The organism is Variovorax sp. OV329 (genome assembly GCF_900114785.1).
Classification (GTDB): Bacteria; Pseudomonadota; Gammaproteobacteria; order Burkholderiales; family Burkholderiaceae_C; genus Variovorax.
On record NZ_FOUG01000002.1, the window covers coordinates 289,933 to 316,297 of the forward strand.

A 26,365-nucleotide genomic window follows, 5' to 3' on the forward strand; every position below is an offset into this window, starting at 1 on the left:
TCACAGCCAGCGCGTTCACACCAGCACCCGCTCGATCCCGCCTTCGTTGGCGGCCGCCACGTACTGCGGCATCCAGTCCTCGCCCAGGATCTGGCGTGCCATCTCCACCACGATGTAGTCGGCGTCGAGCAGTCCGTTGTTCAGGTCGTTGCCGTAGCGCGAGAGGCCCTGCAGGCAGCTCGGGCAGCTGGTGAGGATCTTCACGTTGTCATTGGCACCGACCTGGCCGGCCTGGCGCAGCGCGGCCTCGCCCTTCTTCAGCTCTTCTTCCTTGCGGAAGCGGATCTGCGTGGAGATGTCGGGCCGGCTCACGCCCAGCGTGCCCGACTCGCCGCAGCAGCGGTCGCTCTTGAGCACGTTGTCGCCCACCAGCGCCCTCACGGTCTTCATCGGGTCCTGCTGCTTCATCGGGCTGTGGCAGGGGTCGTGGTACAGGTAGCCGCCGCCGGCCGCATCGCCCAGGGTGATGCCCTTTTCCAGCAGGTACTCGTGGATGTCCACGATGCGGCAGCCCGGGAAGATCTTGTCGAACTGGTAGCCCTGCAGCTGGTCGTAGCAGGTGCCGCAGCTCACCACCACCGTCTTGATGTCCAGGTAGTTCAGCGTGTTGGCCACGCGGTGGAAGAGCACGCGGTTGTCCGTGATCATCTTCTCGGCCTTGTCGAACTGGCCGCTGCCGCGCTGCGGATAGCCGCAGCACAGGTAGCCCGGCGGCAGCACGGTCTGCACGCCCGCATGCCAGAGCATGGCCTGCGTCGCCAGGCCCACCTGCGAGAACAGGCGCTCGGAGCCGCAACCCGGGAAGTAGAACACCGCCTCGGTCTCCGAGGTGGTGGCGCGCGGGTCGCGGATGATCGGGACGTAGTCGGCGTCCTCGATGTCCAGCAGGGCCCGGGCCGTCTTCTTGGGCAGGTTGCCGGGCATCTTCTTGTTGATGAAGTGGATGACCTGTTCCTTCACCGGCGCCGGGCCCAGCGTGGCCGGCGGGTGCGCGGTCTGCTTCTTCGTCGCCACGCGCAGCAGGTCGTTGGCGAAGCGTTGCGCCTTGAAGCCCACCTCGACCATGCCGGTACGCACCGCCTTGATGGTGGTGGGGTTGGTGGCGTTGAGGAAGAACATGGCGGCCGCATTGCCGGGCCGGAAGCTCTTCTGGCCCATCTTGCGCAGCAGGTTGCGCATGTTCATCGACACGTCGCCGAAGTCGATCTTCACCGGGCAGGGCGTCAGGCACTTGTGGCACACCGTGCAGTGGTCGGCCACGTCCTCGAACTCTTCCCAGTGCTTGATGCTGATGCCGCGGCGGGTCTGCTCTTCGTACAGGAAGGCCTCGACCAGCAGCGAGGTCGCCAGGATCTTGTTGCGCGGGCTGTAGAGCAGGTTGGCGCGCGGCACGTGGGTGGCGCACACCGGCTTGCACTTGCCGCAACGCAGGCAGTCCTTGACCGAATCGGCGATGGCGCCGATGTCGCTCTGCTGCATGATCAGCGACTCATGCCCCATCAGGCCGAAACTGGGCGTGTAGGCGTTGGTCAGGTCGGCATGCAGCACCTGGACGGCGCCCTGCCCCTGTCCTTGGACATTCTGGCGGATCAGCTTGCCCTTGTTGAAGCGGCCCTCGGGGTCCACCCGGCGCTTGTAGTCGGTGAAGGGCGCGAGCTCCTCGTCCGTGAGGAACTCCAGCTTGGTGATGCCGATGCCGTGCTCGCCAGAGATCACGCCGTCCAGGCTGCGCGCGAGCACCATGATGCGGGCCACCGCGGCATGCGCGGTCTGCAGCATCTCGTAGTTGTCGCTGTTGACCGGGATGTTGGTGTGCACGTTGCCGTCGCCGGCGTGCATGTGCAGCGCCACCCACACGCGGCCCTTGAGCACGCGCTGGTGGATCGCGCTGCACTCGGCCAGGATGGGCGCGAAGGAGGCGCCGGCGAAGATCTGCTCCAGCGGCGCGCGGATCTGCGTCTTCCAGCTGGCGCGCAGGCTGTGGTCCTGCAGGTGCGGGAACAGCGCATCCACGTCGCGCAGCCAGCCGGCCCAGCGCTCGCGCACCTCCTGCACCAGCGTCACGGCCTGGGCCACGCGGTCTTCCAGCAGCTCGGCCGTGGGGATGTCGTTGGCGTCGTCGCTCTTGCCCAGCGGCAGGTTGCCGCGGGTGAGGAAGGCCTCCAGCGCGTCGCACAGCGCCAGCTTGTTCTTCAGGCTCAACTCGATGTTGATGCGCTCGATGCCGTCCGAATACTCGGCCATGCGCGGCAGCGGGATCACCACGTCCTCGTTGATCTTGAAGGCGTTGGTGTGGCGGCTGATGGCCGCGGTGCGCTTGCGGTCCAGCCAGAACTTCTTGCGCGCCTCGGGGCTGATGGCGATGAAGCCCTCGCCGCTGCGCGAATTGGCGATGCGCACCACCTCGGAGGTCGCCCGCGCCACCGCGTCGGCGTCGTCGCCGGCGATGTCGCCGACCAGCACCATCTTGGGCAGGCCGCCGCCGTGCTTCTTGGACTTGGTGGCGTAGCCCACCGCCTTCAGGTAGCGGTCGTCCAGGTGCTCCAGGCCGGCCAGCATGACGCCCGAGCGCAATTGCTCGGCGAACATGAAGTCCTTGATCTCGACGATGCTGGGCACCGCGTCCTTGGCGTTGCCGAAGAACTCCAGGCACACCGTGCGGGTGTGCTCCGGCATGCGGTGCACCACCCAGCGGCAGCTGGTGATGAGGCCGTCGCAGCCTTCCTTCTGGATGCCCGGCAGGCCCGAGAGGAACTTGTCGGTGACGTCCTTGCCCAGCCCTTCCTTGCGGAAGCTGCGGCCCGGAATTTCCAGGCGCTCGGTGCGCAGCAGGCTCTTGCCGTCGGCGGCGTAGTAGGTCAGGTCGAAGACGGCCAGCTCGGCGTCGTGGATCTTGCCCAGGTTGTGGCCCACGCGGGTCACTTCCAGCCATTCGGCCTGCGGCGTCACCATGCGCCACGAGGCCAGGTTGTCCAGCGCCGTGCCCCACAGAACGGCCTTCTTGCCGCCCGCGTTCATGGCCACGTTGCCGCCCACGCAGGAAGCCTCGGCCGAGGTCGGGTCGACCGCGAACACGAAGCCGGCGCGCTCGGCCGCATCGGCCACGCGCTGGGTGACCACGCCGGCCTCGGTGTAGATGGTCGGGACGGGCGATTCGAGGCCCGGCAGAGAGACCATCTCGACCTCGGTCATGGCCTCCAGCTTCTCGGTGTTGATGACCGCGCTGTTCCAGGTAAGAGGAATGGCGCCGCCGGTGTAGCCGGTGCCACCCCCGCGGGGGATGATGGTCAGGCCCAGCTCGATGCAGGTCCGCACCAGCTCGGCCATTTCCGCCTCGGTGTCGGGGGTGAGCACGACGAAGGGATACTCCACCCGCCAGTCGGTGGCGTCTGTGACGTGCGAGACGCGCGACAGGCCGTCGAACTTGATGTTGTCCTTGGCCGTGACCCGGCGCAGCGCCCGGGTGGCCTTGCGGCGCAGCGCCGCCACGTCGCGGAACATGGCGTCGAAGGCGTCGATGGCCTGCGAGACCATGCCGGTGAGCTCGCCCACCAGGGCGTCGCGCTGCGAGTCGGCCTCGGGGGTGCGGCGCTTCTGCACCTCGGCCATGCGGTGGTGAAGCGCTTCCACCAGCTGGCTGCGGCGGCGCGGGTTGTCCAGCAGGTCGTCGACCAGGTAGGGGTTGCGCTGCACGACCCAGATGTCGCCGAGCACCTCGTAGAGCATGCGGGCCGATCGGCCGGTGCGGCGCTCGTCGCGCAAGACTTGCAACAGGGACCAGCCGCGTTCGCCCAGCAGGCGGATCACGATCTCGCGGTCGGAGAAGCTGGTGTAGTTGTACGGGATCTCGCGAAGTCGCACGGGCTCTGCGGCCTGCGACAACAACGCGGTCAACGCGGTCGGAGCATTCATCGGGATGGGGTCTCGGCCGGGCGCTGCGCGCCTCATGAACCGGGGCCCCTGATTTTAAGGCAGGGCCCGGCACCCTGCCCGCGGGCTCAGAAGAGCACCCGGCTTCGGATGGTTCCGGGCACCTGCGCGAGCTTTTCCAGGGCCAGGTCGGAGTAGGCGGCGTCGATGTCCGTCACCACGTAGCCCACCTTGTCATTGGTCTGCAGGTACTGGGACGCGATGTTGATGCCGTTCTCGGCGAACACCCGGTTGATCTCGGACAGCACGCCCGGCACGTTGCGGTGGATGTGCAGCAGCCGGTGCTTGCCCGGATGCGCCGGCAGCGCCACCTCGGGGAAGTTCACCGAGGAGGTGGTGGTGCCGTTGTCGCTGTACTTCACCAGCTTCTCGGCCACCTCCAGGCCGATGTTGGCCTGCGCCTCCATGGTGGAGCCGCCGATGTGCGGCGTCAGGATCACGTTGTCCAGCCCGCGCAGGGGCGACTGGAACTCGTCCTTGTTGCTCTTGGGCTCGACCGGGAAGACGTCGATGGCGGCGCCCAGCAGCTTCTTCTCCTTCAGCGCCGCGGCCAGGGCCTCGATCTTGACCACCGTGCCGCGCGAGGCGTTGATGAGGATGCTGCCCGGCTTCATCGCCGCGATTTCCTCCTCGCCGATCATCCATTGCGTGGCGGCCGTCTCGGGCACGTGCAGGCTGACGATGTCGCTCTGGCCCAGGAGCTCGTGCAGGTTGCGCACCTGGCGGGCGTTGCCCAGGGGCAGCTTGGTCACCACGTCGTAGAACGCCACCTGCATGCCCAGCGCCTCGGCCAGCACCGACAACTGCGCGCCGATGGACCCGTAGCCCACGATGCCCAGCGTCTTGCCCCGGATCTCGAAGGCGTTGTCGGCCGACTTGAGCCATCCGCCGCGGTGCGCCACCGCGCTTTTCTCGGGCACGCCGCGCAGAAGCAGGATGGCCTCGGCCAGCACCAGCTCGGCCACCGAGCGGGTGTTGGAGAAGGGCGCGTTGAACACCGCCACGCCGTGCTCGCGCGCCGCATCCAAGTCGATCTGGTTGGTGCCGATGCAGAAGGCGCCCACCGCCACCAGCTTGGGGGCGGCCTCGAACACGGCGCGGGTGAGCTGCGTGCGCGAGCGGATGCCCAGGAAGTGCACGTCGGCCAGGCGCGACTTCAGCTCCTCCTCGCCCAGCGCGCCGGTCAGTTGCTCGATCTGCGTGTAGCCCTGCTCGTGCAGCGATTGCACGGCCGAGGGATGGATGCCCTCGAGCAGCAGGAAGTGGATCTTGTCCTTGGGCAGGGAAGTGCGCGCGCTGGTCATGAAAGCCTTCTAGGGGAGAGGTGACAATCGGAAAGGGTTTCCACGGTGACATGCGCGTCGCAAAACATGTGACAAACGCTGACTCCGCTGTGTAACAACTGACACATACCCTACACGGTTCCGTATTCCCCAAGCAGGAGTGTTCCCTTATGCAATTCAAGAGCGTCGCGGCTGCCGCCGCATTGGCGGCCGTGTTCAGCGCCCCCGTCCACGCACAGACCGAGATCCAGTGGTGGCATTCGATGAGCGGCCCGCTCGGCGAGTGGGTCAATGACCTGGCCAAGCAGTACAACGCGAGCCAGAAGGACTACAAGATCCTCCCCACCTACAAGGGCCAGTACGACGAGTCCATGACCGCGGCCATCGCGGCCTTCCGTGCCGGCAACGCGCCGGACATCCTGCAGGTGTTCGAAGTGGGCACCGCCACCATGATGGCCTCCAAGGGCGCCATCAAGCCGGTGGGCGAGGTGATGAGTTCGGGCGGCGCCAAGTTCGACCCCAGCGTGTACGTGCCCGCCGTGGCCGGCTACTACACCGCGCCCAACGGCCAGATGCTGAGCTTCCCCTTCAACAGCTCGACGACCATCTTCTACTACAACAAGGACGCCTTCAAGGCGGCCGGCCTCGACCCCGAGAAGGCGCCCACCACCTGGCCCGAGGTGATCGCGGCCGCGGACAAGCTCAAGGCCAGCGGCCACAAGTGCCCCTTCACCACCAGTTGGATGAGCTGGACCCAGCTCGAGAGCTTCTCTGCCTGGCACAACACGCTGTATGCGACGCAGAACAACGGCTTCGGCGGCACCTCGGCGCGCCTGGCCTTCAACTCGCCGCTGCACGTCAAGCACTTCGAGAACCTGGCCAAGATGGCCAAGGACGGCACCTTCGTCTACAAGGGCCGCAACAACACGCCCGACGCCGCCTTCCCCTCGGGCGAGTGCGCCATGATGACCGGCTCCTCGGGCCTGTACGCACGCGTGGCCAAGGACGCCAAGTTCAAGTACGGCATTTCCACCCTGCCCGTCTATTCCGACGTGAAGGGCGCGCCGCAGAACACCGTGATCGGCGGCGCCAGCCTGTGGGTGATGTCGGGCAAGCCGGCCGAGCACTACAAGGGCGTGGCCAGCTTCTTCACCTTCCTGTCGGATACCAAGGTGCAGTCCGAAAGCCACAAGCGTACCGGCTACCTGCCCATCACGACGGCCGCCTTCAAGCTGACCGACGCCTCGGGCTTCTACAAGGACAACCCGGGCACCGACGTGGCCGTGACGCAGATGATCCGCAAGACCACCGACAAGTCGCGTGGCGTGCGCCTGGGCAACTTCGTGCAGATCCGCACCATCATCGACGAGGAAACCGAGCAGATCTGGAGCGGCAAGAAGACGGCCAAGGAAGCACTGGACACCGCGGTCAAGCGGGGGGACGAGCAGCTCGAGCGCTTCCAGAAAGCGAACAAGGGCTGAAAGCCCTTGCTCGCTTTCAGCGTGTAGTGGCACCCCTCCCTGCCCTCCCCGCCAAGCGGGGAGGGTGCCTGCCGGTGAGGTGACGCCGCAGTAGACTCGCACGCCCGCCCTGAATTGATGTCGGGGCGGGCGTTTCGTTTTTTGAGGGGTTGAGGTATGGAGAAACGCGTTCTTTTCAGGTCGGGCTGGCTGCCCTGGCTGCTGATCGCGCCGCAGATGGTGGTGATCCTGGTGTTCTTTTTCTGGCCGGCCAGCCAGGCCATCCTGCAGTCGATGCAATCCGAGGACGCCTTCGGCACGTCGGTGTCCTTCGTGGGGCTGGAGAACTTCAAGACGCTGTTCGCCGACCCGGCCTACATCGAGTCCTTCAAGGTCACGGCGATCTTCTCGGTGCTGGTGGCCGGCATCGGCATCGCGCTGTCGCTGGTGCTGGCGATCTTCGCGGACCGCATCCTGCGCGGCGGGCTGGCCTACAAGACCTTCCTCATCATTCCCTATGCGGTCGCACCGGCCATCGCCGGCATCCTGTGGGTGTTCATGTTCTCGCCGAGCATCGGCATCGTGACCTACTGGCTGCGCAAGGTGGGCATCGACTGGAACCACCTGCTCAATTCCAACCAGGCGCTCTCGCTGATCGTGGCGGCAGCGGTGTGGAAGCAGATCTCCTACAACTTCCTGTTCTTCCTGGCGGGGCTGCAATCCATCCCGAAGGCGCTGATCGAGGCCGCCTCCATCGACGGGGCCGGACCGCTGCGCCGCTTCCGGGACATCCAGTTCCCGCTGCTCTCGCCCACCACCTTCTTCCTGCTGGTGATCAACATCGTGTATGCCTTCTTCGACACCTTCGCCATCGTGCACGCCACGACCGAGGGCGGCCCGGGACGCGACACCGCGATCCTGGTCTACAAGGTCTGGCACGACGGCTTCAAGGCGCTGGACCTGGGCGGCTCGGCCGCGCAGTCGGTGGTGCTGATGGCGATCGTCGTCGCGCTCACGGTGATCCAGTTCCGCTACGTCGAAAAGAAGGTCCAGTACTGATGGCCCCCCCTATCAAACCCAGCACCCGGAGGCCCTGCCATGGTTGAACGCCGCCCCGGCCTCACGATCCTCTCGCACGTGGTGCTGCTCCTGGGCATCGCCGTCGTCGCCTTCCCGATCTACCTGGCCTTCGTCGCCTCCACCCACACGCGCGACGAGATCCTGAACGTGCCCATGCCCATCTGGCCCGGCACGCACATGATCGAGAACTACACCTCGGCCCTGATGGGCGCCGACACGCAGGGCGCCCGCGTGGTGGTGGGCCGCATGATGTGGATCAGCCTGGTGACGGCGCTGACCATCGCCATCGGCAAGATCGCCATCTCGCTGCTATCGGCCTTCGCCATCGTCTATTTCCGCTTCCCGTTCAAGAAGACCGTGTTCTGGCTGATCTTCGTGACGCTGATGCTGCCGGTGGAGGTGCGCATCCTGCCCACCTACAAGGTGCTGGCGGACCTGAACATGCTCAACACCTACGCCGGCCTGACGGTGCCGCTCATTGCGTCGGCCACCGCCACCTTCCTGTTCCGGCAGTTCTTCCTCAGCGTGCCCGACGAGCTGGTGGAGGCGGCGCGCATCGACGGCGCGGGGCCCATGCGCTTCTTCAAGGACATCCTGGTGCCGCTGTCGCAGACCTCGATCGCGGCGCTGTTCGTGATCCAGTTCATCTACGGCTGGAACCAGTACCTGTGGCCCCTGCTGGCCACCACCAGCGAGGACATGTACCCGGTGGTGATCGGCATCAAGCGGATGATCGCCTCGGGCGACGCCGCGGTGGACTGGAACCTGGTCATGGCCACCGCCATCCTGGCCCTCATCCCGCCCGCCATCGTCGTCATCCTCATGCAGCGCTGGTTCGTCAAGGGCCTCGTCGACACTGAAAAATAAAGAACAAGATGTCTGCCATCTCCTTTCGCAACGTCATCAAGCGCTACGGCAAGGGCCCCAAGGCCAACCAGGTGATCCACGGCGTCTCGGCCGAGGTCGAGGCCGGCGAATTCATCGTGATCGTCGGGCCGTCGGGCTGCGGCAAGTCCACCCTTCTTCGCATGGTCGCGGGCCTGGAGGAAATCAGCGCCGGCGACATCGCCATCGGCGACAAGGTGGTCAACAACGTCGAGCCGGCGCAACGCGACATCGCCATGGTGTTCCAGAACTACGCGCTGTATCCGCACATGCGCGTGTTCGACAACATGGCCTACGGCCTGCGCATCGCGGGCGTCGGCAAGGACGAGATCAAGACGCGGGTGGACAAGGCCGCGAAGATCCTGGAACTGGGCCACCTGCTCGAGCGCAAGCCGCGCGAGCTGTCCGGCGGCCAGCGCCAGCGCGTGGCCATGGGCCGCGCCATCGTGCGCCAGCCGCAGGTCTTCCTCTTCGACGAGCCGCTGTCCAACCTCGACGCCAAGCTGCGCGCGCAGACGCGCCTGGAAATCCAGAAGCTGCACCGCGAGCTGGGCATCACCTCGCTCTTCGTCACGCACGACCAGGTAGAAGCCATGACGCTGGCCCAGCGCATCATGGTGATGAACGGCGGCGTGATGGACCAGTTCGGCACGCCCGAAGAGGTCTACAACCGCCCTGCCACCACCTTCGTCGCCAGCTTCATGGGCTCGCCGCCGATGAACCTGCTGCGCCATGCCCCGGGCGTGAAGCCGGGCACGGTGCTGGGCATCCGTCCCGAGCACCTGGTGTTCGGCAACGACGGCTGGATCGTGCAGGTGGAGCAGGTCGAGATGCTGGGCGCCGAGCGCCTGATCTACGCCCGCATCGGCGACGAGCAGCTGGTCATGCGCGTGGACGAAGGCCTGCCCGTGCCGGCCATCGGCACGCCGGCGCGCATCGCCGCGCGGCCCGAGAAGCTGCACTGGTTCGACGCCGGCTCCGGAAAGCGGCTGTCCGACGCATGAGCAGCGCCGCCCTGCCCGCCTGGCCCTACCCGCGCTGGATCGCCCACCGTGGCGCCGGCAAGCTCGCGCCCGAGAACACGTTGGCGGCATTCCGCCTGGGCGCACACCACGGCTTTCGCATGTTCGAGTGCGACGCCAAGCTCAGCGCCGACGGCGTGGTCTTCCTGATGCACGACGCCGCGCTGGAGCGCACCACCAGCGGCCGCGGCACCGGCGGCAAGCTGCCCTGGTCGCAGCTCGCACAGCTGGACGCCGGCAGCTGGCATTCGCGCGAGTACGCCGGCGAGCCGCTGCCCACGCTGGCCAACCTGGCGCGCTGGTGCCTGGCCAGCGGCCACCTGCTGGACATCGAGATCAAGCCCACGCCCGGCACCGAGCGTCAGACCGGCGAGGCCGTGGCGCGCGAGGCCGCGGCCCTGTGGGCCGGGGCGCCGGTGCCCCCCTTCCTGACCTCTTTCCAGCCCGAGTCCCTCCAGGCCGCGCTCGAAGTGGCGCCCCAGCTGCCGCGCGGCCTGCTGCTGGACCGCATGCGCAGCGGCTGGCTGGACGAGGCCCGTGCGCTGCAGTGCGCCGCCGTGGTCTGCCAGTACAACCTGTGGGACACCGAATCCGTGGCCCAGGTGCACGGCGCCGGCATGCGCGCCCTGAGCTACACCGTCAACGATCCCAGCGTGGCCCAGTGGCTCTGGCAACTTGGCACCGACGGCATCGTGACCGACCGCGTCGATCTCTTCCCGCCGACCTGAAGCTGGACCGAACCGGTCCGGGCTTTTCTATGATGCGCCGATGACCTGGATCACTCGTTGCGTTCTCCTGCTGGCGGCCCTGCTTCTGGCCTGCAGCGGCGCGGTGGCGCAGCCGGCAGCCCCGTCCTCCGTCCCGCCGGCCCAGCCCGAGATCACGCTGGACAGCCTGCGCGCCAAGATGGAGCAGGTGCCCGACAGCGCCGAGGCGGACGATGACGTGCAGCGGCTCATCACGCTCACCGACGAGCTCGTCGCCCAGTCCGACCGCTTCGTGGCCGCGCGCACCACGCAGCTCAATGACCTGAACGCCCGCCTGGGCGAGCTGGGCCCGGCGCCGGCGGCCGGCGGCAGCGCGGAGGCGGCCGACATCACGCGCCAGCGCGCCACCCTCACGAAGCAGCGCAATGTGGTGGATGCGGACATCCGCCTGGCACGGTTGCTCAGCGTCAACGCACAGCAGCACCGCACCGAGCTGCTGGCGCAGCGCCGCGCGGTGTTCGAGGCCAAGCTGTTCGAGCGTTCGCTCTCGCCGCTGACGGCCCAGTTCTGGGAACAGATGTCGGAGGAATGGAAAGGCGACAAGGAAGACCTGTCCGGCCTGTCGCGCGAGTTCCGCATGGGCATGAGCAGCGCGCTGGCCAGCAGCGGCTGGGGCTCGATCGTGCTGTGGACCCTGCTGGGCATCGGCGTGCTGGTGCTGGCGATCTGGGGCGTGGAGGTGGGACTGGCCTGGCTGGCGGCACGCAAGTTTCCGATCGGGCGGCTGCGCCGCTCGCTGCTGGCCCTGCTGACGGTGCTGGCCTATGTGCTGCTCGCCGGGCTGGCCGCCTCGGCCGCCTGGGGCCTGCTGGACGAACTGGGCAACTGGGGCACGCGCAGCAGCCGCCTGGCCATCCAGATGGTGCGCATGGTCATGTTCCTGGCCTTCGTGGTCGGCCTGGGCCGGGCGATGCTGTCCAACGGCCGCCCCTCGTGGCGGCTGCCGCCCATTCCCGACCCCATGGCCCGGCGCCTGCGTCCGCTGCCCTGGCTGGTGGCGGTGTGCGCCCTGATCGCCGGCGCGCCGGTGCAGATCAACCAGGTCATCGACGACCCGCTCAACAGCGTGCTGACCAACCTGGTGCCGGTGGCGGCCTTCGTCATCACTGCGCTGCTGACCCTGTACCTGGTCCGCCATGCACGCGGCGACGCGCTGGAGGGCGACCCGGACGACGGCGCGGCCGCGGCGCGCCCGGCCTGGGTGAGCCTGCTGCGTGGCCTGGTGGGCCTGATGCTGCTGGCGCTGGTGGTGGTGATCGCCTTCGGCTACCTCGCCTTCGCCCGCGTGCTGGCGGGACAGGTGCTGTGGGCCGGCATCGTGATCAGCCTTGGCTACCTGCTGCTGAAGTTCGCCGACGACCTGTGGATGTCGCTGCTGTCCGCGCGCAGCACCTCGGGCCAGCGGCTGCAGAAGAGCATGAACCTGCGCCCGCAGACGCTGGACCAGGCGGCAGTGCTGATGTCGGCGCTCAGCCGCATCCTGGTCTTCTTCTACATGGTGATCGCCTTCATCGCGCCGCTGGGCAGCACGCCCGGCGAGCTGGTGCAGCGCAGCGGACGCATCGGCACCAGGCTGAAGGTGGGCGAGTTCGAGCTGGACTCGGGCGCCATGATGGGCTCGCTGCTGGTGCTGGTGGTCGGCTTCGTGGTGCTGCGCCTGTTCAAGCGCTGGCTGGAGAACAGTTACCTGCCCAACACCCAGCTCGAATCGGGCATGCGCAGCTCCATCAGTACGCTGCTGAACTACGTGGGCGCGGTGGTGGTGGTGGCGCTGGCGCTGTCGGCGCTGGGCATCGGCGTCAACCGCATCGCCTGGGTGGCCAGCGCGCTGTCGGTGGGCATCGGCTTCGGCCTGCAGGCCATCGTGCAGAACTTCATCTCGGGCCTGATCCTGCTGGCCGAGCGGCCGGTGAAAGTGGGCGACTGGGTGGTGCTGGGCACGGCCGAGGGCGACGTGCGGCGCATCAACGTGCGGGCCACCGAGATCCAGCTGGGCGACCGGTCCACGCTGATCGTGCCCAACTCGGAGTTCATCACCAAGACCGTGCGCAACATGACGCTGGCCAATGCCGAGGGCCGGGTGCTCATCCGCCTGCCCATGCCGCTGACCACCGACGCGCAGAAGGTGCGCGAGGTGATGCTCAAGGCCTGCCACGAGCACACCGGCGTGCTGCCTTCGCCCGAGCCCGGCGTGACGCTGGATGGGGTCGAGAACGGGCTGCTGGTTTTCCAGGCCATTGCCTTCGTGCCCAACCCCCGCATGGCGGGCGGGGTTCGCAGCGACTTGCTCTTCGCGATTCTCGATGGGCTTCGCGAGGCCCAGCTGTCCATGGCGGCGACCACGGCAGCCCCCGTGGCCGGAACCCTGGGCGCATCGCTCGCCCCTGGCGTTCCGCCGCCGGCGCCCTCGCCGCCATCGCCCCTGGCCGGGAGCTGATGCGGGGTCAGCGGCGCAGGCCGCCGCCCAGCAGCCACTGCAGCGTGCCGCAGACCAGCACCAGGGCGACATAGGTGGCCATCATCCCGTCGCGGCCGAAGTAGACCATGCCTCCCGCGAGCACCGCCACGCCGGTGGCGAAGTTGATCGCCATTTGCGCCAGCAGGCCGAGGGCCGCGCCCTTGCCCAGGATCAACCGTCCGCCCAGGCCCAGCACCAGCGCCAGGAAGAGGGCGGGCGCGGCGAAGTTGGCCACGTGGTTGGCGAGGGCGAAAGGCGTCATTCCAGGGGGATAAGAAATAGAGTCTCAAGGCTATTGATGCATCGCAAAAAGCCCGGGGATCGGTAAATTTTATAATCGTGAACATGGCAGTCTGGGCCCTGGGCTTGAATCACACGACCGCGCCGCTCGATCTGCGCGGTCGTTTTGCGTTCGCCCTCGACCAGCTGACTCCCACGCTGCACAGCCTGCGGGGGTCCTTCGCCCCCAGCCGCCACCCCGACGTGGAGGCGGCCATCATCTCCACCTGCAACCGCACCGAGATCTACTGCGCCGCCGACCATGCCGCGCTGGACCACACGGTGGGGTGGCTGGCGGAAAGCGGCGGCGTCTCGCCCTCGCTGCTGCGCTCGCATGCCTACACGCTGGAGGGCGACCACGCCGCGCGCCATGCCTTCCGGGTGGCCAGCGGGCTGGATTCCATGGTGCTGGGCGAGGCCCAGATCCTGGGCCAGATGAAGGACGCGGTCCGCGCCGCGGAAAACGCCGGCGCGCTGGGCAGCACGCTCAACCAGCTGTTCCAGCGCTCCTTCGCGGTGGCCAAGGAAGTGCGCACCGCCACCGAGATCGGGGCGCATTCCATCAGCATGGCCGCCGCCTCGGTGCGCCTGGCCAGCCAACTTTTCGAGGACCTGAAGCAGACCCGCGTGCTCTTCGTAGGCGCCGGCGAGATGATCGACCTGGCGGCCACCCACTTCGCGGCGCGCAGCCCCAAGTCCATCGTGATCGCCAACCGCACCCTGGAGCGCGGCGAGAAGCTGGCATCGCGCTTCGGCGGCGAGGCCATGCGGCTGGCGGACCTGCCGGCCCGGCTGGCCGAGTTCGACATCGTCGTCAGCTGCACGGCCAGCACCCTGCCGCTGATCGGCCTGGGCGCGGTGGAGCGCGCGCTCAAGCAGCGCCGCCACCGCCCGATGTTCATGGTCGACCTGGCGGTGCCGCGCGACATCGAGCCCGAGGTGAAGGCGCTGTCGGACGTGTACCTCTACACCGTGGACGACCTGGCCCAGGTGGTCCAGCAGGGCCAGGCCCAGCGGCAGGCCGCCGTGGCGCAGGCCGAGGTCATCATCGACGCCGGCGTGCAGAGCTTCATGCACTGGCTGGGCCAGCGCGGAACGGTGCCGCTGATCCAGCAGCTCAACGCCCAGACCGATGCCTGGCGCGCCGCCGAGCTGGCCCGCGCGAAGAAGCTGCTGGCCCGGGGCGAGGACCTCGATGCGGTGCTGGACGCGCTGTCGCGCGGCCTTACCCAGAAGATGCTGCACGGCGCCATGGCCGAGCTGCATGCCGGCGATGCCGCCGCGCGCGAGCAGACGGCGCAGACCATTGCGCGCCTTTTCCTGCGCAAAGAGCGTTAGCGACGCTCCCCGACAGCCGGGCCCGCCGCGGGCCCGACGGTTTCGCAACCGTTTCCTGCGGGGCCACCAACGCCCTTCCCTCGCCTCTTCGCCGCTCGGCCGCCCAACGTGAAAAGTTTCCTGCGCAATCAACTCGAACGCTACCTGCAACGCCTGGAGGAGCTGGACTTCCTGCTCTCGCGCGAGGACATCATGGGCGACATGTCGCAGTACCGCGTGCTGTCGCGCGAGCATGCGCAGGTGACGCAGGTGGCCGGCCGCTACCAGCGCTTCAAGCAGGTGGAATCGGACCTGGCAGGTGCCCGCGAGATGCTGGAAGACCCCGACATGGCCGAGATGGCGCGCGAGGAGATCGAGGGCGCCGAGGTGGAGCTGCTCAAGCTGGAAGACGAGCTGCAGCGCCTGCTGCTGCCCAAGGACCCGGACGACGCGCGCAACGCCTTCCTGGAAATCCGCGCCGGCACCGGCGGCGACGAGTCGGCCCTGTTCGCGGGCGACCTGCTGCGCATGTACACCCGCCACGCCGAGCGCGCCGGCTGGCGCTGCGAGATCGTGAGCGAGAGCGAGAGCGAACTGGGCGGCTACAAGGAAGTGGTGGTGCGCGTGGTGGGCGACGAGGTCTTCGGCGCCCTGCGCTTCGAGTCGGGCGGCCACCGTGTGCAGCGCGTGCCCGCCACCGAGACGCAGGGCCGCATCCACACGAGCGCCTGCACCGTCGCCGTGCTGGCCGAGCCGGACGAAGCCCAGGCGGTGCAGATCAACCCTGCCGACCTGCGCATCGACACCTACCGCGCCAGCGGCGCCGGCGGCCAGCACATCAACAAGACCGACTCGGCGGTGCGCATCACGCACCTTCCGACCGGCATCGTGGCCGAGTGCCAGGACGACCGCAGCCAGCACCGCAACAAGGCCAAGGCGCTGCAGGTGCTGTCGGCGCGCATCCAGGAGAAGGAGCGCAGCGAGCGCGCTGCCAAGGACGCGGCGATGCGCAAGGGCCTGATCGGCAGCGGCGACCGCTCGGACCGGATCCGCACCTACAACTTCCCGCAGGGGCGGCTGACCGACCACCGGATCAACCTCACGCTATACAAGCTGCAGTTCATCATGGAAGGCGACCTGGACGAGGTGCTGGCTGCCCTCAAGGCCGCGCACGAGGCCGAGCAGCTGGCGGAGCTGGAAGCGGCGGGACTGGCGGCATGAGCGCGCGCCGGGTCGCCACAAGCCAGGCTCGCACCGCGATGCGAAGCACGGAGGTACTTTCAATGAGCACAGCGCCCGGTCGTCTCGAGCAAGCGCGCACTGCAGTGCGAGGCACGAAGGTACTCCCATGAGCGATCCGGCCGCCGCCACCACCGTCGCGCAGGCCCTCTCGAGCGCCGCGACCCTGGGCGTGGAGCGGCTGGACGCCCAGTTGCTGCTGCTGCACGCCCTCGGCCGCGCCGGCGACGAGCGCGCCTGGCTTCTGGCCCACGACACCGATCTCCTGCCCGAGGACGTGGCTGCGCGCTACCGGGACCTGCTAGCGCGCCGCCTGGCCGGCGAGCCGGTGGCCTACCTGGTGGGCGAGAAGGAATTCCACGGCCTCCTGCTCCAGGTCGACCCGCGCGTGCTGGTGCCCCGGCCGGACACCGAAACCCTGGTGGACTGGGCCATCGAGCGCCTGACCGGCCTGCGCGAAGTGCGGGTGATGGACCTGGGCACCGGCAGCGGCGCCATCGCGCTGGCATTGCAGAACGTGCGGCCCGACCTGCAGATCCACGCCGTCGACGCCAGCGTGGACGCCCTGGCCGTGGCACGCGCCAACGGCGAGCGCCTGGGCCTGCCCGTGCGCTTCGCCCACGGCGACTGGCTGGAGGGCGCCGGCAGCGGCTACTGCCTGATCGTGAGCAACCCGCCCTATGTGCGCGAGGACGATCCGCACCTTCCGGCGCTGCAGCACGAGCCGATTTCGGCGCTGGCCTCCGGCGCGGACGGCCTGGCCGACATCCGCCGGATCGTCGATGCGGCACCGCAGCATCTGGCCGAAGGCGGCTGGCTGCTGCTGGAACATGGCCACGACCAGGCTGCCGAGGTTCGGGCACTGCTCAGCGCCCGCGGCTTCGATCAGGTACAAAGCCGCAGGGATCTTGCCGGCATCGAGCGCTGCTCCGGCGGCCATTGGCGCTCGGTGAAATAATCAACGCATTCTTTCGAGGAGCCCCCATGAGCGACGCCCAGCAACGCATTGACGACCTGGTCAAGCAGAACGAGATTCTTCTTTTCATGAAGGGAAGCGCCAGCTTTCCCATGTGCGGCTTTTCCGGCCGCGCCATCCAGATCCTGAAGGCCTGCGGGGTCGACCCGAAGTCGCTCAAGACGGTGAACGTGCTGGAAGACGACGCTATCCGCCAGGGCATCAAGGACTACAGCAGCTGGCCCACCATCCCGCAGCTGTACGTGCGCGGCGAATTCGTCGGCGGCTCGGACATCATGATGGAGATGTACGAGTCGGGCGAACTGCAGCAGGTGCTGTCGGCGCCCGCCGCCTGACCCGCGCCTGCCATGGCCGACGCGCACCCGCACCCCACCGACTGGAAACACGATGGCGTGCGGGTGATACCGGCCGACCGGCTGGACGCCAACACGGCGCAGACCCCCGGCATGAACCGGGCGGCCGCCATCAACTTCGCCCGCGTCGGCGCCCAGAAGCTGTGGGCCGGCACGGTGCACATCCACCCCGATGCCAAGACCGGCGCCCATCACCACGGGCCCCTCGAGTCGGTCATCTACGTGGTGCGCGGGCGCGCACGCATGCGCTGGGGCGACAAGCTCGAGTTCACCGCCGAGGCCGGGCCGGGTGACTTCATCTACGTGCCGCCCTACGTGCCGCACCAGGAAATCAATGCCAGCAGCACCGAGACGCTGGAGTGCGTGCTGTGCCGCAGCGACGGCGAGGCGGTGGCGGTGAACCTGGACATCGAGCCCGTCGAGAAGCCCGACTCGGTGCTGTGGGTCGACCCTACGCATCCTCACGGCGCGACCTGAGGCTTCCCGGCTTCTCACTCCGCTTCGCTGCGTGTAGTTCGCCGCCTCCCGAGGAGGGGACCCCACCTGCGGCCCGGCAAAGCCGGTTCCGCGGCGTGGAGCTCGCACGGGGCCCAGCGCGACTGCTGCGCGGCGACGCCTGGCGCTCATGGCACCATCCGGAGCCTGAGATCCATCCATGACCCTGACCCAGAGCCTGCTCGTCATTGCGCTGCTGATTGCCACCAGCGCCTTCTTCTCCCTCGCCGAGATCTGCCTGGCGGCATCGCGCCGCCTGCGCCTGCGCCAGATGGCCGACGACGGCGACCCGCGGGCCGAGAAGGTGCTGGCGCTGCAGGAGAAGCCCGGCCACTACTTCACCGTCGTGCAGATCGGGCTGAACGCCGTGGCCATCCTCGGCGGCGTGGTGGGCGAAGGCGCCTTCAGCCCCTACTTCGCAGACCTGTACGCCAACTGGCTCAGCCCCGAACTGGCGCAGCGAGCGGCCTTCCTGACTTCCTTCGTCATCATCATCTCGATCTTCCTGATCTTTGCTGACCTGTTCCCCAAGCGCCTGGGCATGAACGAGCCGGAGCGGCTGGCGATGCGGCTGGTGGGGCCGATGGAACTGCTCATCACCACCTTCAAGCCGCTGGTGTGGCTGTTCACGCGCGGCACCGACATGCTGTTCAAGCTGCTGGGCATGCCCATGCAGCGCGAGGAAACCATCACCTCCGCCGACATCCTGGCCATGACCGAGGCCGGCCTGCGCGCCGGCGTGCTGGCCGAGCGCGAGCAGCAGGTGATCGCCAACGTGTTCGAGCTGGACACGCGCCAGGTGAACACCGTGATGACCTCGCGCGACCGCGTGGTCTGGTTCGACAAGGGCGACGCCGAGGCCATGCTGCGCGCGCGCATCATCGCCGAGCCCTACTCCGCCTACCCGGTGTGCGACGGCGACATCGACCACGTGCTGGGCTACGTGGATGCCAAGGACATGTTCCAGCGCGTGCTCAGCGGCCAGGCCCTCTCCTTCGACCAGGGCCTGCCCCTGAACAAGGCGCTGGTGATCCCCGACCGCATCTCGCTGACCGAGGTGCTGGAGCAGTTCCGCCAGGCGCACGAGGACTTCGCCATCGTGGTCAACGAGTACAGCCTGGTGGTGGGCGTGATCACGCTCAACGACGTGATGAGCACCGTCATGGGCGACCTGGTGCCGCCGCCCTGGGACGAGGAGCAGCAGATCGTGCGGCGCGACGAGAACTCCTGGCTCATCGACGGCGACACGCCCATCCAGGACGTGCAGCGCGCGCTGGACATCGACGAGATGCCGCAGACCGACCAGTACGAGACGCTGGCGGGCTTCCTCATGTTCATGCTGCGTCGCGTGCCCCGGCGCACCGACAGCGCCAACTGGGCGGGCTTCAAGTTCGAGGTGCTGGACGTCGACAGCCACCGCATCGACCAGGTCATGGTCACGCGCGAGGACGCGCGCCAGCCCGAGTCCAGCGCCGCCGGCTGAAAAGGCTCCGCTTCAGGCCGAGCGCTTGGCAGCCGGCACCACGCCCGGCGAGGCCGCGTCCGCGCCACCGCGGCGCGCCAGGCGAGCGGCCTGTGCACTCACCGCCATGGCCGCCACCAGCAGCAGCACGCCGGCCAGGTGCAGGTCCTTCATGCCCTGGTGCGCGATCATCCAGCCCCCGATGGCCGTGCCGATGGCCTGGCCGGCATACATGGCCGAGGTGTTCAGCGCCACCGAGCCACCCGCCAGGGCAGGTGCCAGTCCCACCAGCCGCGCCTGCTGCGCCGAGTTGGCGGAGAAGCAGCCCATGGCCCAGGGAATGATCACCAGGCCGGCCAGCACCAGCGTCGTGCCCAGCGGCCAGGCCAGCATGCTCAGCGCGATCGAGCCCACGGCGATCATCACGCCGCGCGGCGCGCCGAGCCGGTCGATGTAGCGGGACATCAGCACGTTGCCCAGCAGCCCGAAGGCACCGAAGAACATGAAGAGCGCGCTCAGCTCATGCACGCTGGTGCCCAGCGTGTTGCGGAAGTACGGCGCGAAGTAGGCGAAGAGCACGAACTGCCCCGCCGAGTAGAGCAAGGTCACGGCGACGCACATCGTCAGCGACGGCATGCGCAGCGCCGTGCCCCAGCTGGCCAGCGAGAAGCGCGGCGGCCGCACCGCCGCCGGCATGGCCAGCCAGACCCAGGCGGCACTCGCCAGCGAGAGAACCGCCACCAGGCCGTAGGCACCCTGCCAGCCCAGCATGCCGCTGAGCCAGGCGTTCAGCGGCATGCCCAGCACCGAGGCCAGCGACCAGCCCAGGAACACGAAGGTGATGGCACGGCCGCGCTGCTCCGCCGGCATCAGGTGTCCGGCGCAGGCCGCGGCCTGGGGCGTGAACACCGCAGCGGGGATCACCGCCAGCACCCGCAGAGCCAGCAGCAGGTTGAAGTCGCTCACCAGCGCACAGGCCGCGTGCAGCAGCCCATACCAGACCATGGACAGCGCCAGCAGCTTCCGCCGATCGAAAGGCGCCACCACCGCCGCCAGGGCCGGCGCACCCAGGCACACGACCAGCGCGGCCACCGAGATCAGGTAGCCGGCCACAGGCACCGGCACGTGGAAATAGGCGCTGACCTCGTTGAGCGTGGCGCTGGCCACCATCACGCCGGTGCCGATGGCGAAGTTGCCGGCCAGCAGGGCCCAGAGCATGGGAGACATGGAGTTTTGGAATTGGATTCAGGAATGCGACGGGCCGCAAGGCTACCCGTTTCGGGTCCGCCAATATACGGGGCAGCCCCTCCGCTCACAAACGATGAATTGGAATGTGTTGCATGCGTCGCAAGCATGCGAACCGTCCGACTCGCCGCCTCAGTCCTGCCGGTCGACGAACTTCCAGTTTCGCTGGTTGGCAAAGACCGCGTTGGGGTATGGCGACTGGCCGCGGCTGCCGTTGTAGCGGCCCAGGGTCAGGAACAGGTCGCCGCGCTCGCGGTCCAGGTAGTGGCGCAGGATCACGCAGCCGAAGCGCAGGTTGGTCTGCATGTGGAAGAGCGTGGAGGCATCGCCGTCGCCGATGACGCGCGTCCAGAAGGGCATCACCTGCATGTAGCCCCGCGCGCCGGCGCTGGACACGGCGAACTTGCGGAAGTTGCTCTCCACCTGCACCAGTCCCAGCACCAGGCTCACGTCCAGGCCGGCGCGCCGCGCCTCATACCAGATGGTCTGCAGGAATTCCTTGCGCGAGTTCCAGTCGGGAATGCGCTTCCTGAGCCGCTCGCCCATGTTGCCCAGCCAGCGCAGGTAGGCCATGCGGGTCTCGGTGTCCTTGAACTCGGGCACCGGCGGCGCGCTGTTGTGGATGGCCGAACTGAGCGCCGTGCGCACCGAGTCGACCAGCGGCTCCTCGATCTGCGCGCCGGCGACGGCCAGGCGCGGCGCGCCCAGCAGCGAGAACACACCCGCCGCGGCACCCCCCACGCACTGGCGCCGCGACAGCGTCATGCAGCCAGCTTGCCCTTGATGAAGGCCGCCACGTCGGCGGCCGGCACCTTGCTCGCCGCGGCGTCGCGGCGATGCTGGTATTCGAACTGGCCTTCCTTGATGCCGCGGTCGGAGATCACCACCCGATGCGGCACGCCGATGAGTTCCCAGTCGGCGAACATGGCGCCGGGGCGCTCGCCGCGGTCGTCCAGGATCACGTCCACGCCGGCGGCCAGCAACTCGTCGTAGAGCTTGCCGGCAGCGGCCTTCACGTCCTCGCTGCGGTCCATGCCGATGGGGCAAAGCACCACGGTGAAGGGCGCGATGGCGTCCGGCCAGATGATGCCGCGCTCGTCATGGTTCTGCTCGATGGCCGCGGCCGGCAGGCGGGTGATGCCGATGCCGTAGCAGCCCATCTCCAGCGGCTGCGGCTTGCCCGACTCGTCCAGGAAGGTCGCGTTCATCGCCTTGCTGTACTTGGTGCCCAGCACGAAGACGTGGCCCACCTCGATGCCGCGCTCGATGGCCAGAATGCCCTTGCCGTCCGGCGACTTGTCGCCGGCCACCACGTTGCGGATGTCGGCCACCAGGTCGGGTTCGGGCAGGTCGCGGCCCCAGTTGATGCCGGTGATGTGGAAGTCCACCTCGTTGGCGCCGCTGATCCAGTCGGCCATCACGGCCACGTCGCGGTCGGCCACGAGCTTGACCGGCTTCTTCAGGTGCAGCGGGCCCAGGTAGCCCGGCTTGCAGCCGAAATGTTCCTCGATCTCGGGCACGGTCGCGAAGCGGAAGCCCGCGTCCAGGCCGGGCAGCTTGCCGACCTTGATCTCGTTCATGTCGTGGTCGCCGCGCAGCAGCAGCAGCCAGACCTGGCTGCCCACGATCTCGCCCTTGTCGTTGGTCTTGTCGGTGGCCAGCACCAGCGACTTGACGGTGGTGGACAGCGGCACGTTCAGCAACTCGGCGACTTCCTCGCAGGTGGCCTTGCCCGGGGTCGGGGTCCTGGTCGCGGCCTGGCTTGCAGCCGGACGCGGTCCGGCCGGGGCCAGCGCCTCGGCCTTTTCCATGTTGGCGGCGTAGTCGCTGTCCGGGTTGTAGACGATGGCGTCCTCGCCGGTGGCGGCGATGACCTGGAACTCCTCGCTCATGTCGCCGCCGATGGCACCGCTGTCGGCACGCACGGCGCGGTAGCGCAGGCCGAAGCGGTCGAAGATGTTGCGGTAGGCCTGGGCCATGCCCTGGTAGCTCAGCTTGGCAGCGTCCAGGTCGCGGTCAAAGCTGTAGGCGTCCTTCATGGTGAACTCGCGTCCGCGCATCAGGCCGAAGCGGGGACGGCGCTCGTCGCGGAACTTGGTCTGGATCTGGTAGAGATTGAGCGGCAGCTGCTTGTAGCTGCGGATCTCCTGGCGCGCGATGTCCGTCACCACCTCTTCGCTGGTCGGCTGCACGATGTAGTCGCGCTCGTGCCGATCCTGGATGCGCAACAGCTCGGGGCCCATCTTGTCGAAGCGGCCGCTTTCCTCCCACAGCTCGGCGGGCTGGACCACCGGCATGGTGAGCTCGACGGCGCCGGCGCGGTTCATTTCCTCGCGCACGATGGCTTCCACCTTGCGGATCACGCGCAGGCCCATGGGCATGTACGTGTAGATGCCCGCGCCCAGCTTCTTGATCATGCCGGCGCGGGTCATGAGGCGGTGGCTGACGACTTCGGCGTCGGCCGGCGCTTCCTTGAGGGTGGAGACGAAGAAACGGGACGCTTTCATCGAGTGGCGATCAAAAAATACGGGAAAAACAGGATGCCCCAGAGGCGGGGCCATCGAACCGGTCCACTTGCCGAGTGCAACCCGGCATGCATAATCGACTCAGTTCAAAAATTGGGGTTCGATTATGCTCGACCGAGACGGCTTCAGGCCCAACGTCGGCATCATCCTGCTCAACCAGCGCAATCAGGTTTTCTGGGGCAAGCGCATACGCACCCACTCTTGGCAGTTTCCGCAAGGCGGCATCGACCGCGGCGAGAGTCCCGAGCAGGCCATGTTCCGGGAACTGCATGAAGAAGTCGGCTTGGCGCCGGAGCATGTGCGCATCGTGGCCCGTACACGCGACTGGTTGCGCTACGAGGTGCCGGATCGGTTCATTCGCCGCGATGCGCGCGGCCATTACAAGGGCCAGAAGCAGATCTGGTATCTGCTGCAGCTCACGGGCCACGACTGGGACCTGAACCTGCGCGCTACCGACCATCCAGAGTTCGACGCCTGGCGCTGGCACGACTATTGGGTGCCGCTGGACGTCGTCGTCGAGTTCAAGCGCGGCGTCTACGAAATGGCGCTGACCGAACTCGCCCGCTACCTGCCCCGGCAGGATTTCCGCAACCGCTTCCTGCGTGGCAACGTGCGCGGCCGCGAGTTCGATCGTCATCCCGCCGGCGGCGGGCACGAGCCGGGCTTCGAGCTGCCGCCCGGGGCCACCTTCGAACCCGATCCCAATGTTCCCGCTGCTCCCGAAAGCGCTGCCACGCCAGCGTCCAACCCGCTGCTTGCGTCGCGCTAGCCAACTGCTGGCGGTGGCGTTGCCGGCCCTTGTGCTGGCACCCGCCGCATCCGCACAGCTCTTCGCCAATCCCGACTGGAAGGAATCGCCGGTACCCCCGGCGCCCGAATTCGACGCCAAGCGCATGCTCGAGATCGACATGCCGCGCATGCTCGACTTGAAGTACGGCGTGGACCCAAAGACCCTGGTCGTGACCGACGACGGCGTGGTGCGCTACGTGATCATCGCCAAGAACACCGGCCCGGGCGGCGCGGTCAACGCCTTCTACGACGGCGTGCGCTGCGCCACCGGCGAGACCAAGAGCTACGCTCGCTTCAGCGGCGATTCCTGGCACGCGGTCGAGAACCCGGAGTGGATTCCGCTGGAGCGGGCCCGGACCCGCTACAACCTGGCACTGGCCCGGCAGGCGCTGTGCCGCAGCGGCGCGCCGCGTGCGACCACCGGCGAGATGGTGCAGGCCCTGCGCAAGCGCGAGTACCTCGACTAAGCCGCCGATGGCGGACTGTCCGCCTCAGCCGGCGGCCATCAGGATCATGTTGTCCCGGTGGACCATCTCGGGTTCGGCCACGTAGCCGAGCAGGCGCTCGATCTCGCCCGAAGCCTTGCGGCACAGGAGGCGGGCCTCGGCGCTCGAATAGTTCGCCAGGCCGCGGGCCACGTCGAGGCCTTCCGGGTCGCGCACCGCGATGACGTCGCCGCGCGAGAACTCGCCTTCCACCGCGGTCATGCCGATGGGCAGCAGGCTCTTGCCTTCACCGCGCAGCTTGGCGGCCGCGCCGGCATCCACCGTGACCGCGCCGCGCAACTGGAGGTGATCGGCCATCCAGCGCTTGCGCGCCTGGTGCTTGGCCGTCTGCGCCACCAGCAGCGTGCCGATGGATTCGCCCTTGGACAGCCGCAGCAGCGCGTCGGTCTCGCGGCCCCAGGCGATCACGGTGGAGGCGCCCGAACCCGCCGCGCGCTTGGCCGCGAGGATCTTGGTGATCATGCCGCCCTTGCCGATGCTGCTGCCCGAGCCGCCGGCCATGGCTTCCAGCGCGGGGTCCCCAGCAGCGGCCTCGTGCACGAACTGCGCAGCCGGGTCCTTGCGCGGGTCGGCGGTGAACAGGCCCTTCTGGTCGGTGAGAATCACCAGCGCATCGGCCTCGACGAGGTTGGCCACGAGCGCGCCCAGCGTGTCGTTGTCGCCGAACTTGATCTCGTCGTTGACCACCGTGTCGTTCTCGTTGATGACGGGCACCACGCCCAGGCCCAGCAGCGTGAGCAGCGTGGAGCGGGCGTTGAGATAGCGTTCGCGATCGGCCAGGTCGGCATGCGTGAGCAGCACCTGCGCGCTGCCCAGGTCGTTCTCGCGCAGCTTGGTCTCGTACATCTGCGCCAGGCCCATCTGGCCGACGGCCGCGGCCGCCTGCAGCTCGTGCACCTCGTGCGGCCGGGTCTTCCATCCCAGGCGCTTCATGCCTTCGGCAATGGCGCCGCTGGAGACCATGACCACCTCGCGCCCGTCGCGCACCAGCGCAGCAAGCTGCCGGCACCATTCGCCGATCGCCGCCTCGTCCAGCCCGCGGCCCTCGTTGGTCACCAGGCTGGAGCCCACCTTGACGACGATGCGACGGGCGTCGCGAAGAACCGTGGAACCAGCTTTGGCAGTCATCTAGGGATTTGACGGGGATCGGGTGGAGGGGCTGGACCTGCACGAAGGCAGGCGGGTTTCAGGACGGATCGGCGAAGCGCGGATCCACTTCAGCCGGCGGCTGCTCCGCGACCTGCGCAGCCCTCACCTGCTGATAGACCGACTGCACCAGTTGCTCGCAGCCTTCACGCGTGAGGGCCGAAATCTCGAATACAGGGCCTTTGTACCGCAGGCGCTTGACGAAGTCCTTGACCTTGGCAGCGCGCTCTTCGACCGGAATCATGTCCAGCTTGTTCAGCACCAGCCAGCGCGGCTTTGCATGCAGCTCGGCGTCGTACTTCTTGAGTTCACCGACGATGGCCTTGGCCTGTGCGACCGGATCGACGCCTTCGTCGAAAGGTGCGAGGTCGACCACGTGCAGCAGCAGACGCGTGCGCTGAAGGTGGCGCAGGAAGAGGTGCCCCAGACCCGCGCCCTCGGACGCGCCCTCGATCAGCCCGGGCAGGTCGGCCACCACGAAGCTCTGCTCGGGTCCCACGCGCACGACGCCCAGGTTGGGATGCAGGGTGGTGAAGGGATAGTCGGCAATGCGCGGGCGCGCGTTCGAGACAGCGGAGATGAGGGTCGACTTGCCCGCATTGGGCATGCCCAGCAGGCCCACGTCGGCCAGCACCTTCAGTTCGAGCTTGAGGCTGCGCTTCTCGCCGGGGTGGCCCGGGGTCTTCTGTCGCGGCGCGCGGTTGATCGCGCTCTTGAAGCGCAGGTTGCCGAAGCCGCCGTCGCCGCCCTTGGCGATGGTCAGGCGTTCGCCCGGCACGAGCAACTCGAACAGCACCTCGCCGCTTTCGGCATCCGAGATGATGGTTCCCACCGGCATGTGCAGCGTGATGTCGTCGCCGGCGGCGCCGAACATGTCCGAGCCCATGCCGTGCTGGCCGCGCTTGGCCTCGTGCCGGCGCGAGAAGCGGAAGTCGACCAGGGTGTTGAGGTTGACGTCGGCCACGGCAAACACATGGCCGCCGCGTCCGCCATCCCCGCCGTCCGGGCCACCGAACTCCTTGTACTTCTCGTGACGGAACGACACGCAGCCGCTGCCGCCATCACCCGCGGCGATGTCGATGAAGGCTTCGTCAACGAACTTCATGGTTTGTCCAGTTTACAAACAACAAAGCCCCGCCAGGCGGGGC

General features: G+C 68.0%; 22 protein-coding genes. 14 read left to right on the forward strand and 8 right to left on the reverse strand.

The features are described 5' to 3' along the window. Positions 1–15: 15 nt before the first annotated feature. Together BM345_RS04130 and serA are read right to left on the reverse strand one after the other, a co-directional pair. A complete protein-coding gene (locus BM345_RS04130; RefSeq protein ID WP_093375823.1) occupies positions 16–3,912 on the reverse strand; it encodes a DUF3683 domain-containing protein in 3,897 nt (1,298 codons plus the stop codon). An 86-nt stretch (positions 3,913–3,998) separates the two neighbouring features. Beyond that, entirely contained in the window at positions 3,999–5,234 is a 1,236-nt protein-coding gene (serA, locus tag BM345_RS04135) for a phosphoglycerate dehydrogenase (protein ID WP_093375825.1), read from the reverse strand. A 149-nt stretch (positions 5,235–5,383) separates the two neighbouring features. On the opposite strand from serA, the gene ugpB reads away from it, so the two are divergent. The 6 genes from ugpB to BM345_RS04165 all read left to right on the forward strand — a co-directional run bounded on the left by ugpB (position 5,384) and on the right by BM345_RS04165 (position 12,864). Continuing rightward, entirely contained in the window at positions 5,384–6,694 is a 1,311-nt protein-coding gene (gene ugpB / locus BM345_RS04140) for a sn-glycerol-3-phosphate ABC transporter substrate-binding protein UgpB (protein ID WP_093375827.1), read from the forward strand. Positions 6,695–6,850: 156 nt separating this feature from the next. Beyond that, the gene (gene ugpA, locus BM345_RS04145) at positions 6,851–7,732 is read left to right on the forward strand and encodes a sn-glycerol-3-phosphate ABC transporter permease UgpA (protein WP_093375829.1); all 882 of its coding nucleotides are present in this window, start codon (positions 6,851–6,853) and stop codon (positions 7,730–7,732) included. A 39-nt stretch (positions 7,733–7,771) separates the two neighbouring features. Next, complete coding sequence (gene ugpE / locus BM345_RS04150; protein WP_093375831.1) at positions 7,772–8,620, forward strand: sn-glycerol-3-phosphate ABC transporter permease UgpE; 849 nt, start codon at positions 7,772–7,774, stop codon at positions 8,618–8,620. Between the two features lie 8 nt (positions 8,621–8,628). Continuing rightward, a complete protein-coding gene (gene ugpC, locus BM345_RS04155; protein ID WP_093375833.1) occupies positions 8,629–9,642 on the forward strand; it encodes a sn-glycerol-3-phosphate ABC transporter ATP-binding protein UgpC in 1,014 nt (337 codons plus the stop codon). Beyond that, positions 9,639–10,388: a glycerophosphodiester phosphodiesterase gene (gene ugpQ, locus BM345_RS04160; RefSeq protein WP_093375835.1), complete on the forward strand. Its 750-nt coding sequence runs from the start codon at positions 9,639–9,641 to the stop codon at positions 10,386–10,388. Before ugpC ends, ugpQ begins: the two co-directional genes overlap by 4 nt. 40 nt (positions 10,389–10,428) lie before the next feature. Next, positions 10,429–12,864 (forward strand): DUF3772 domain-containing protein, encoded by a 2,436-nt coding sequence (locus BM345_RS04165; protein ID WP_093375837.1) that lies wholly within the window; start codon positions 10,429–10,431, stop codon positions 12,862–12,864. A gap of 7 nt (positions 12,865–12,871) precedes the next feature. Here the strand turns inward: BM345_RS04165 and BM345_RS04170 are convergent, their stop codons facing one another. After that, positions 12,872–13,147: a hypothetical protein gene (locus tag BM345_RS04170; RefSeq protein ID WP_093375839.1), complete on the reverse strand. Its 276-nt coding sequence runs from the start codon at positions 13,145–13,147 to the stop codon at positions 12,872–12,874. A gap of 83 nt (positions 13,148–13,230) precedes the next feature. Between BM345_RS04170 and hemA the strand changes: the two genes are divergently transcribed. The 6 genes from hemA (at position 13,231) to BM345_RS04200 (ending at position 19,027) form a co-directional block, all read left to right on the forward strand. Continuing rightward, positions 13,231–14,502, forward strand: a complete 1,272-nt coding sequence (hemA, locus tag BM345_RS04175; protein WP_093375841.1) for a glutamyl-tRNA reductase — start codon at positions 13,231–13,233, stop codon at positions 14,500–14,502. A 108-nt stretch (positions 14,503–14,610) separates the two neighbouring features. Next, positions 14,611–15,702, forward strand: a complete 1,092-nt coding sequence (gene prfA / locus BM345_RS04180) for a peptide chain release factor 1 (protein WP_093375843.1) — start codon at positions 14,611–14,613, stop codon at positions 15,700–15,702. 127 nt (positions 15,703–15,829) lie between these two features. Continuing rightward, the gene (gene prmC / locus BM345_RS04185; RefSeq protein WP_093375845.1) at positions 15,830–16,678 is read left to right on the forward strand and encodes a peptide chain release factor N(5)-glutamine methyltransferase; all 849 of its coding nucleotides are present in this window, start codon (positions 15,830–15,832) and stop codon (positions 16,676–16,678) included. 26 nt (positions 16,679–16,704) lie between these two features. Then, positions 16,705–17,031, forward strand: a complete 327-nt coding sequence (gene grxD / locus BM345_RS04190) for a Grx4 family monothiol glutaredoxin (protein ID WP_093375847.1) — start codon at positions 16,705–16,707, stop codon at positions 17,029–17,031. Between the two features lie 12 nt (positions 17,032–17,043). Next, positions 17,044–17,526: a cupin domain-containing protein gene (locus BM345_RS04195; protein WP_093375849.1), complete on the forward strand. Its 483-nt coding sequence runs from the start codon at positions 17,044–17,046 to the stop codon at positions 17,524–17,526. A gap of 178 nt (positions 17,527–17,704) precedes the next feature. Then, positions 17,705–19,027: a polyamine export protein PaeA gene (locus BM345_RS04200; protein WP_093375851.1), complete on the forward strand. Its 1,323-nt coding sequence runs from the start codon at positions 17,705–17,707 to the stop codon at positions 19,025–19,027. A gap of 12 nt (positions 19,028–19,039) precedes the next feature. On the opposite strand, the gene BM345_RS04205 is transcribed toward BM345_RS04200, so the two are convergent. The 3 genes from BM345_RS04205 to BM345_RS04215 form a co-directional block, all read right to left on the reverse strand. Then, positions 19,040–20,233 (reverse strand): MFS transporter, encoded by a 1,194-nt coding sequence (locus tag BM345_RS04205; RefSeq protein WP_093375853.1) that lies wholly within the window; start codon positions 20,231–20,233, stop codon positions 19,040–19,042. A gap of 150 nt (positions 20,234–20,383) precedes the next feature. Further along, complete coding sequence (locus tag BM345_RS04210) at positions 20,384–21,016, reverse strand: lytic transglycosylase domain-containing protein (RefSeq protein ID WP_093375855.1); 633 nt, start codon at positions 21,014–21,016, stop codon at positions 20,384–20,386. Further along, complete coding sequence (locus BM345_RS04215) at positions 21,013–22,758, reverse strand: proline--tRNA ligase (protein WP_093375857.1); 1,746 nt, start codon at positions 22,756–22,758, stop codon at positions 21,013–21,015. The genes BM345_RS04210 and BM345_RS04215 overlap by 4 nt, the downstream gene beginning before the upstream one ends. 124 nt (positions 22,759–22,882) lie before the next feature. Here BM345_RS04215 and BM345_RS04220 point away from each other — a divergent pair, with 124 nt between their 5' ends. Further along, complete coding sequence (locus BM345_RS04220; RefSeq protein ID WP_093375859.1) at positions 22,883–23,545, forward strand: RNA pyrophosphohydrolase; 663 nt, start codon at positions 22,883–22,885, stop codon at positions 23,543–23,545. Then, positions 23,532–24,032 carry a CNP1-like family protein gene (locus tag BM345_RS04225; protein ID WP_175544896.1) on the forward strand — a complete coding sequence of 167 codons (501 nt, stop codon included), beginning with the start codon at positions 23,532–23,534 and terminating at the stop codon, positions 24,030–24,032. Before BM345_RS04220 ends, BM345_RS04225 begins: the two co-directional genes overlap by 14 nt. Positions 24,033–24,056: 24 nt before the next feature. On the opposite strand, the gene proB is transcribed toward BM345_RS04225, so the two are convergent. Together proB and cgtA are read right to left on the reverse strand one after the other, a co-directional pair. Beyond that, entirely contained in the window at positions 24,057–25,199 is a 1,143-nt protein-coding gene (gene proB, locus BM345_RS04230) for a glutamate 5-kinase (protein ID WP_093375863.1), read from the reverse strand. A gap of 58 nt (positions 25,200–25,257) precedes the next feature. After that, complete coding sequence (gene cgtA / locus BM345_RS04235) at positions 25,258–26,322, reverse strand: Obg family GTPase CgtA (protein WP_093375865.1); 1,065 nt, start codon at positions 26,320–26,322, stop codon at positions 25,258–25,260. Between the last annotated feature and the right edge of the window lie 43 nt (positions 26,323–26,365).

Excerpts from the sequence above, each read along its gene's own strand:
- BM345_RS04130 (WP_093375823.1), bottom strand. The coding sequence starts at position 3,912 with ATGAATGCTCCGACCGCGTTGACCGCGTTGTTGTCGCAGGCCGCAGAG.
- serA (WP_093375825.1), bottom strand. The coding sequence starts at position 5,234 with ATGACCAGCGCGCGCACTTCCCTGCCCAAGGACAAGATCCACTTCCTG.
- ugpB (WP_093375827.1), top strand. The coding sequence starts at position 5,384 with ATGCAATTCAAGAGCGTCGCGGCTGCCGCCGCATTGGCGGCCGTGTTC.
- ugpA (WP_093375829.1), top strand. The coding sequence starts at position 6,851 with ATGGAGAAACGCGTTCTTTTCAGGTCGGGCTGGCTGCCCTGGCTGCTG.
- ugpE (WP_093375831.1), top strand. The coding sequence starts at position 7,772 with ATGGTTGAACGCCGCCCCGGCCTCACGATCCTCTCGCACGTGGTGCTG.
- ugpC (WP_093375833.1), top strand. The coding sequence starts at position 8,629 with ATGTCTGCCATCTCCTTTCGCAACGTCATCAAGCGCTACGGCAAGGGC.
- ugpQ (WP_093375835.1), top strand. The coding sequence starts at position 9,639 with ATGAGCAGCGCCGCCCTGCCCGCCTGGCCCTACCCGCGCTGGATCGCC.
- BM345_RS04165 (WP_093375837.1), top strand. The coding sequence starts at position 10,429 with ATGACCTGGATCACTCGTTGCGTTCTCCTGCTGGCGGCCCTGCTTCTG.
- BM345_RS04170 (WP_093375839.1), bottom strand. The coding sequence starts at position 13,147 with ATGACGCCTTTCGCCCTCGCCAACCACGTGGCCAACTTCGCCGCGCCC.
- hemA (WP_093375841.1), top strand. The coding sequence starts at position 13,231 with ATGGCAGTCTGGGCCCTGGGCTTGAATCACACGACCGCGCCGCTCGAT.
- prmC (WP_093375845.1), top strand. The coding sequence starts at position 15,830 with ATGAGCGATCCGGCCGCCGCCACCACCGTCGCGCAGGCCCTCTCGAGC.
- grxD (WP_093375847.1), top strand. The coding sequence starts at position 16,705 with ATGAGCGACGCCCAGCAACGCATTGACGACCTGGTCAAGCAGAACGAG.
- BM345_RS04195 (WP_093375849.1), top strand. The coding sequence starts at position 17,044 with ATGGCCGACGCGCACCCGCACCCCACCGACTGGAAACACGATGGCGTG.
- BM345_RS04200 (WP_093375851.1), top strand. The coding sequence starts at position 17,705 with ATGACCCTGACCCAGAGCCTGCTCGTCATTGCGCTGCTGATTGCCACC.
- BM345_RS04205 (WP_093375853.1), bottom strand. The coding sequence starts at position 20,233 with ATGTCTCCCATGCTCTGGGCCCTGCTGGCCGGCAACTTCGCCATCGGC.
- BM345_RS04210 (WP_093375855.1), bottom strand. The coding sequence starts at position 21,016 with ATGACGCTGTCGCGGCGCCAGTGCGTGGGGGGTGCCGCGGCGGGTGTG.
- BM345_RS04215 (WP_093375857.1), bottom strand. The coding sequence starts at position 22,758 with ATGAAAGCGTCCCGTTTCTTCGTCTCCACCCTCAAGGAAGCGCCGGCC.
- BM345_RS04220 (WP_093375859.1), top strand. The coding sequence starts at position 22,883 with ATGCTCGACCGAGACGGCTTCAGGCCCAACGTCGGCATCATCCTGCTC.
- proB (WP_093375863.1), bottom strand. The coding sequence starts at position 25,199 with ATGACTGCCAAAGCTGGTTCCACGGTTCTTCGCGACGCCCGTCGCATC.
- cgtA (WP_093375865.1), bottom strand. The coding sequence starts at position 26,322 with ATGAAGTTCGTTGACGAAGCCTTCATCGACATCGCCGCGGGTGATGGC.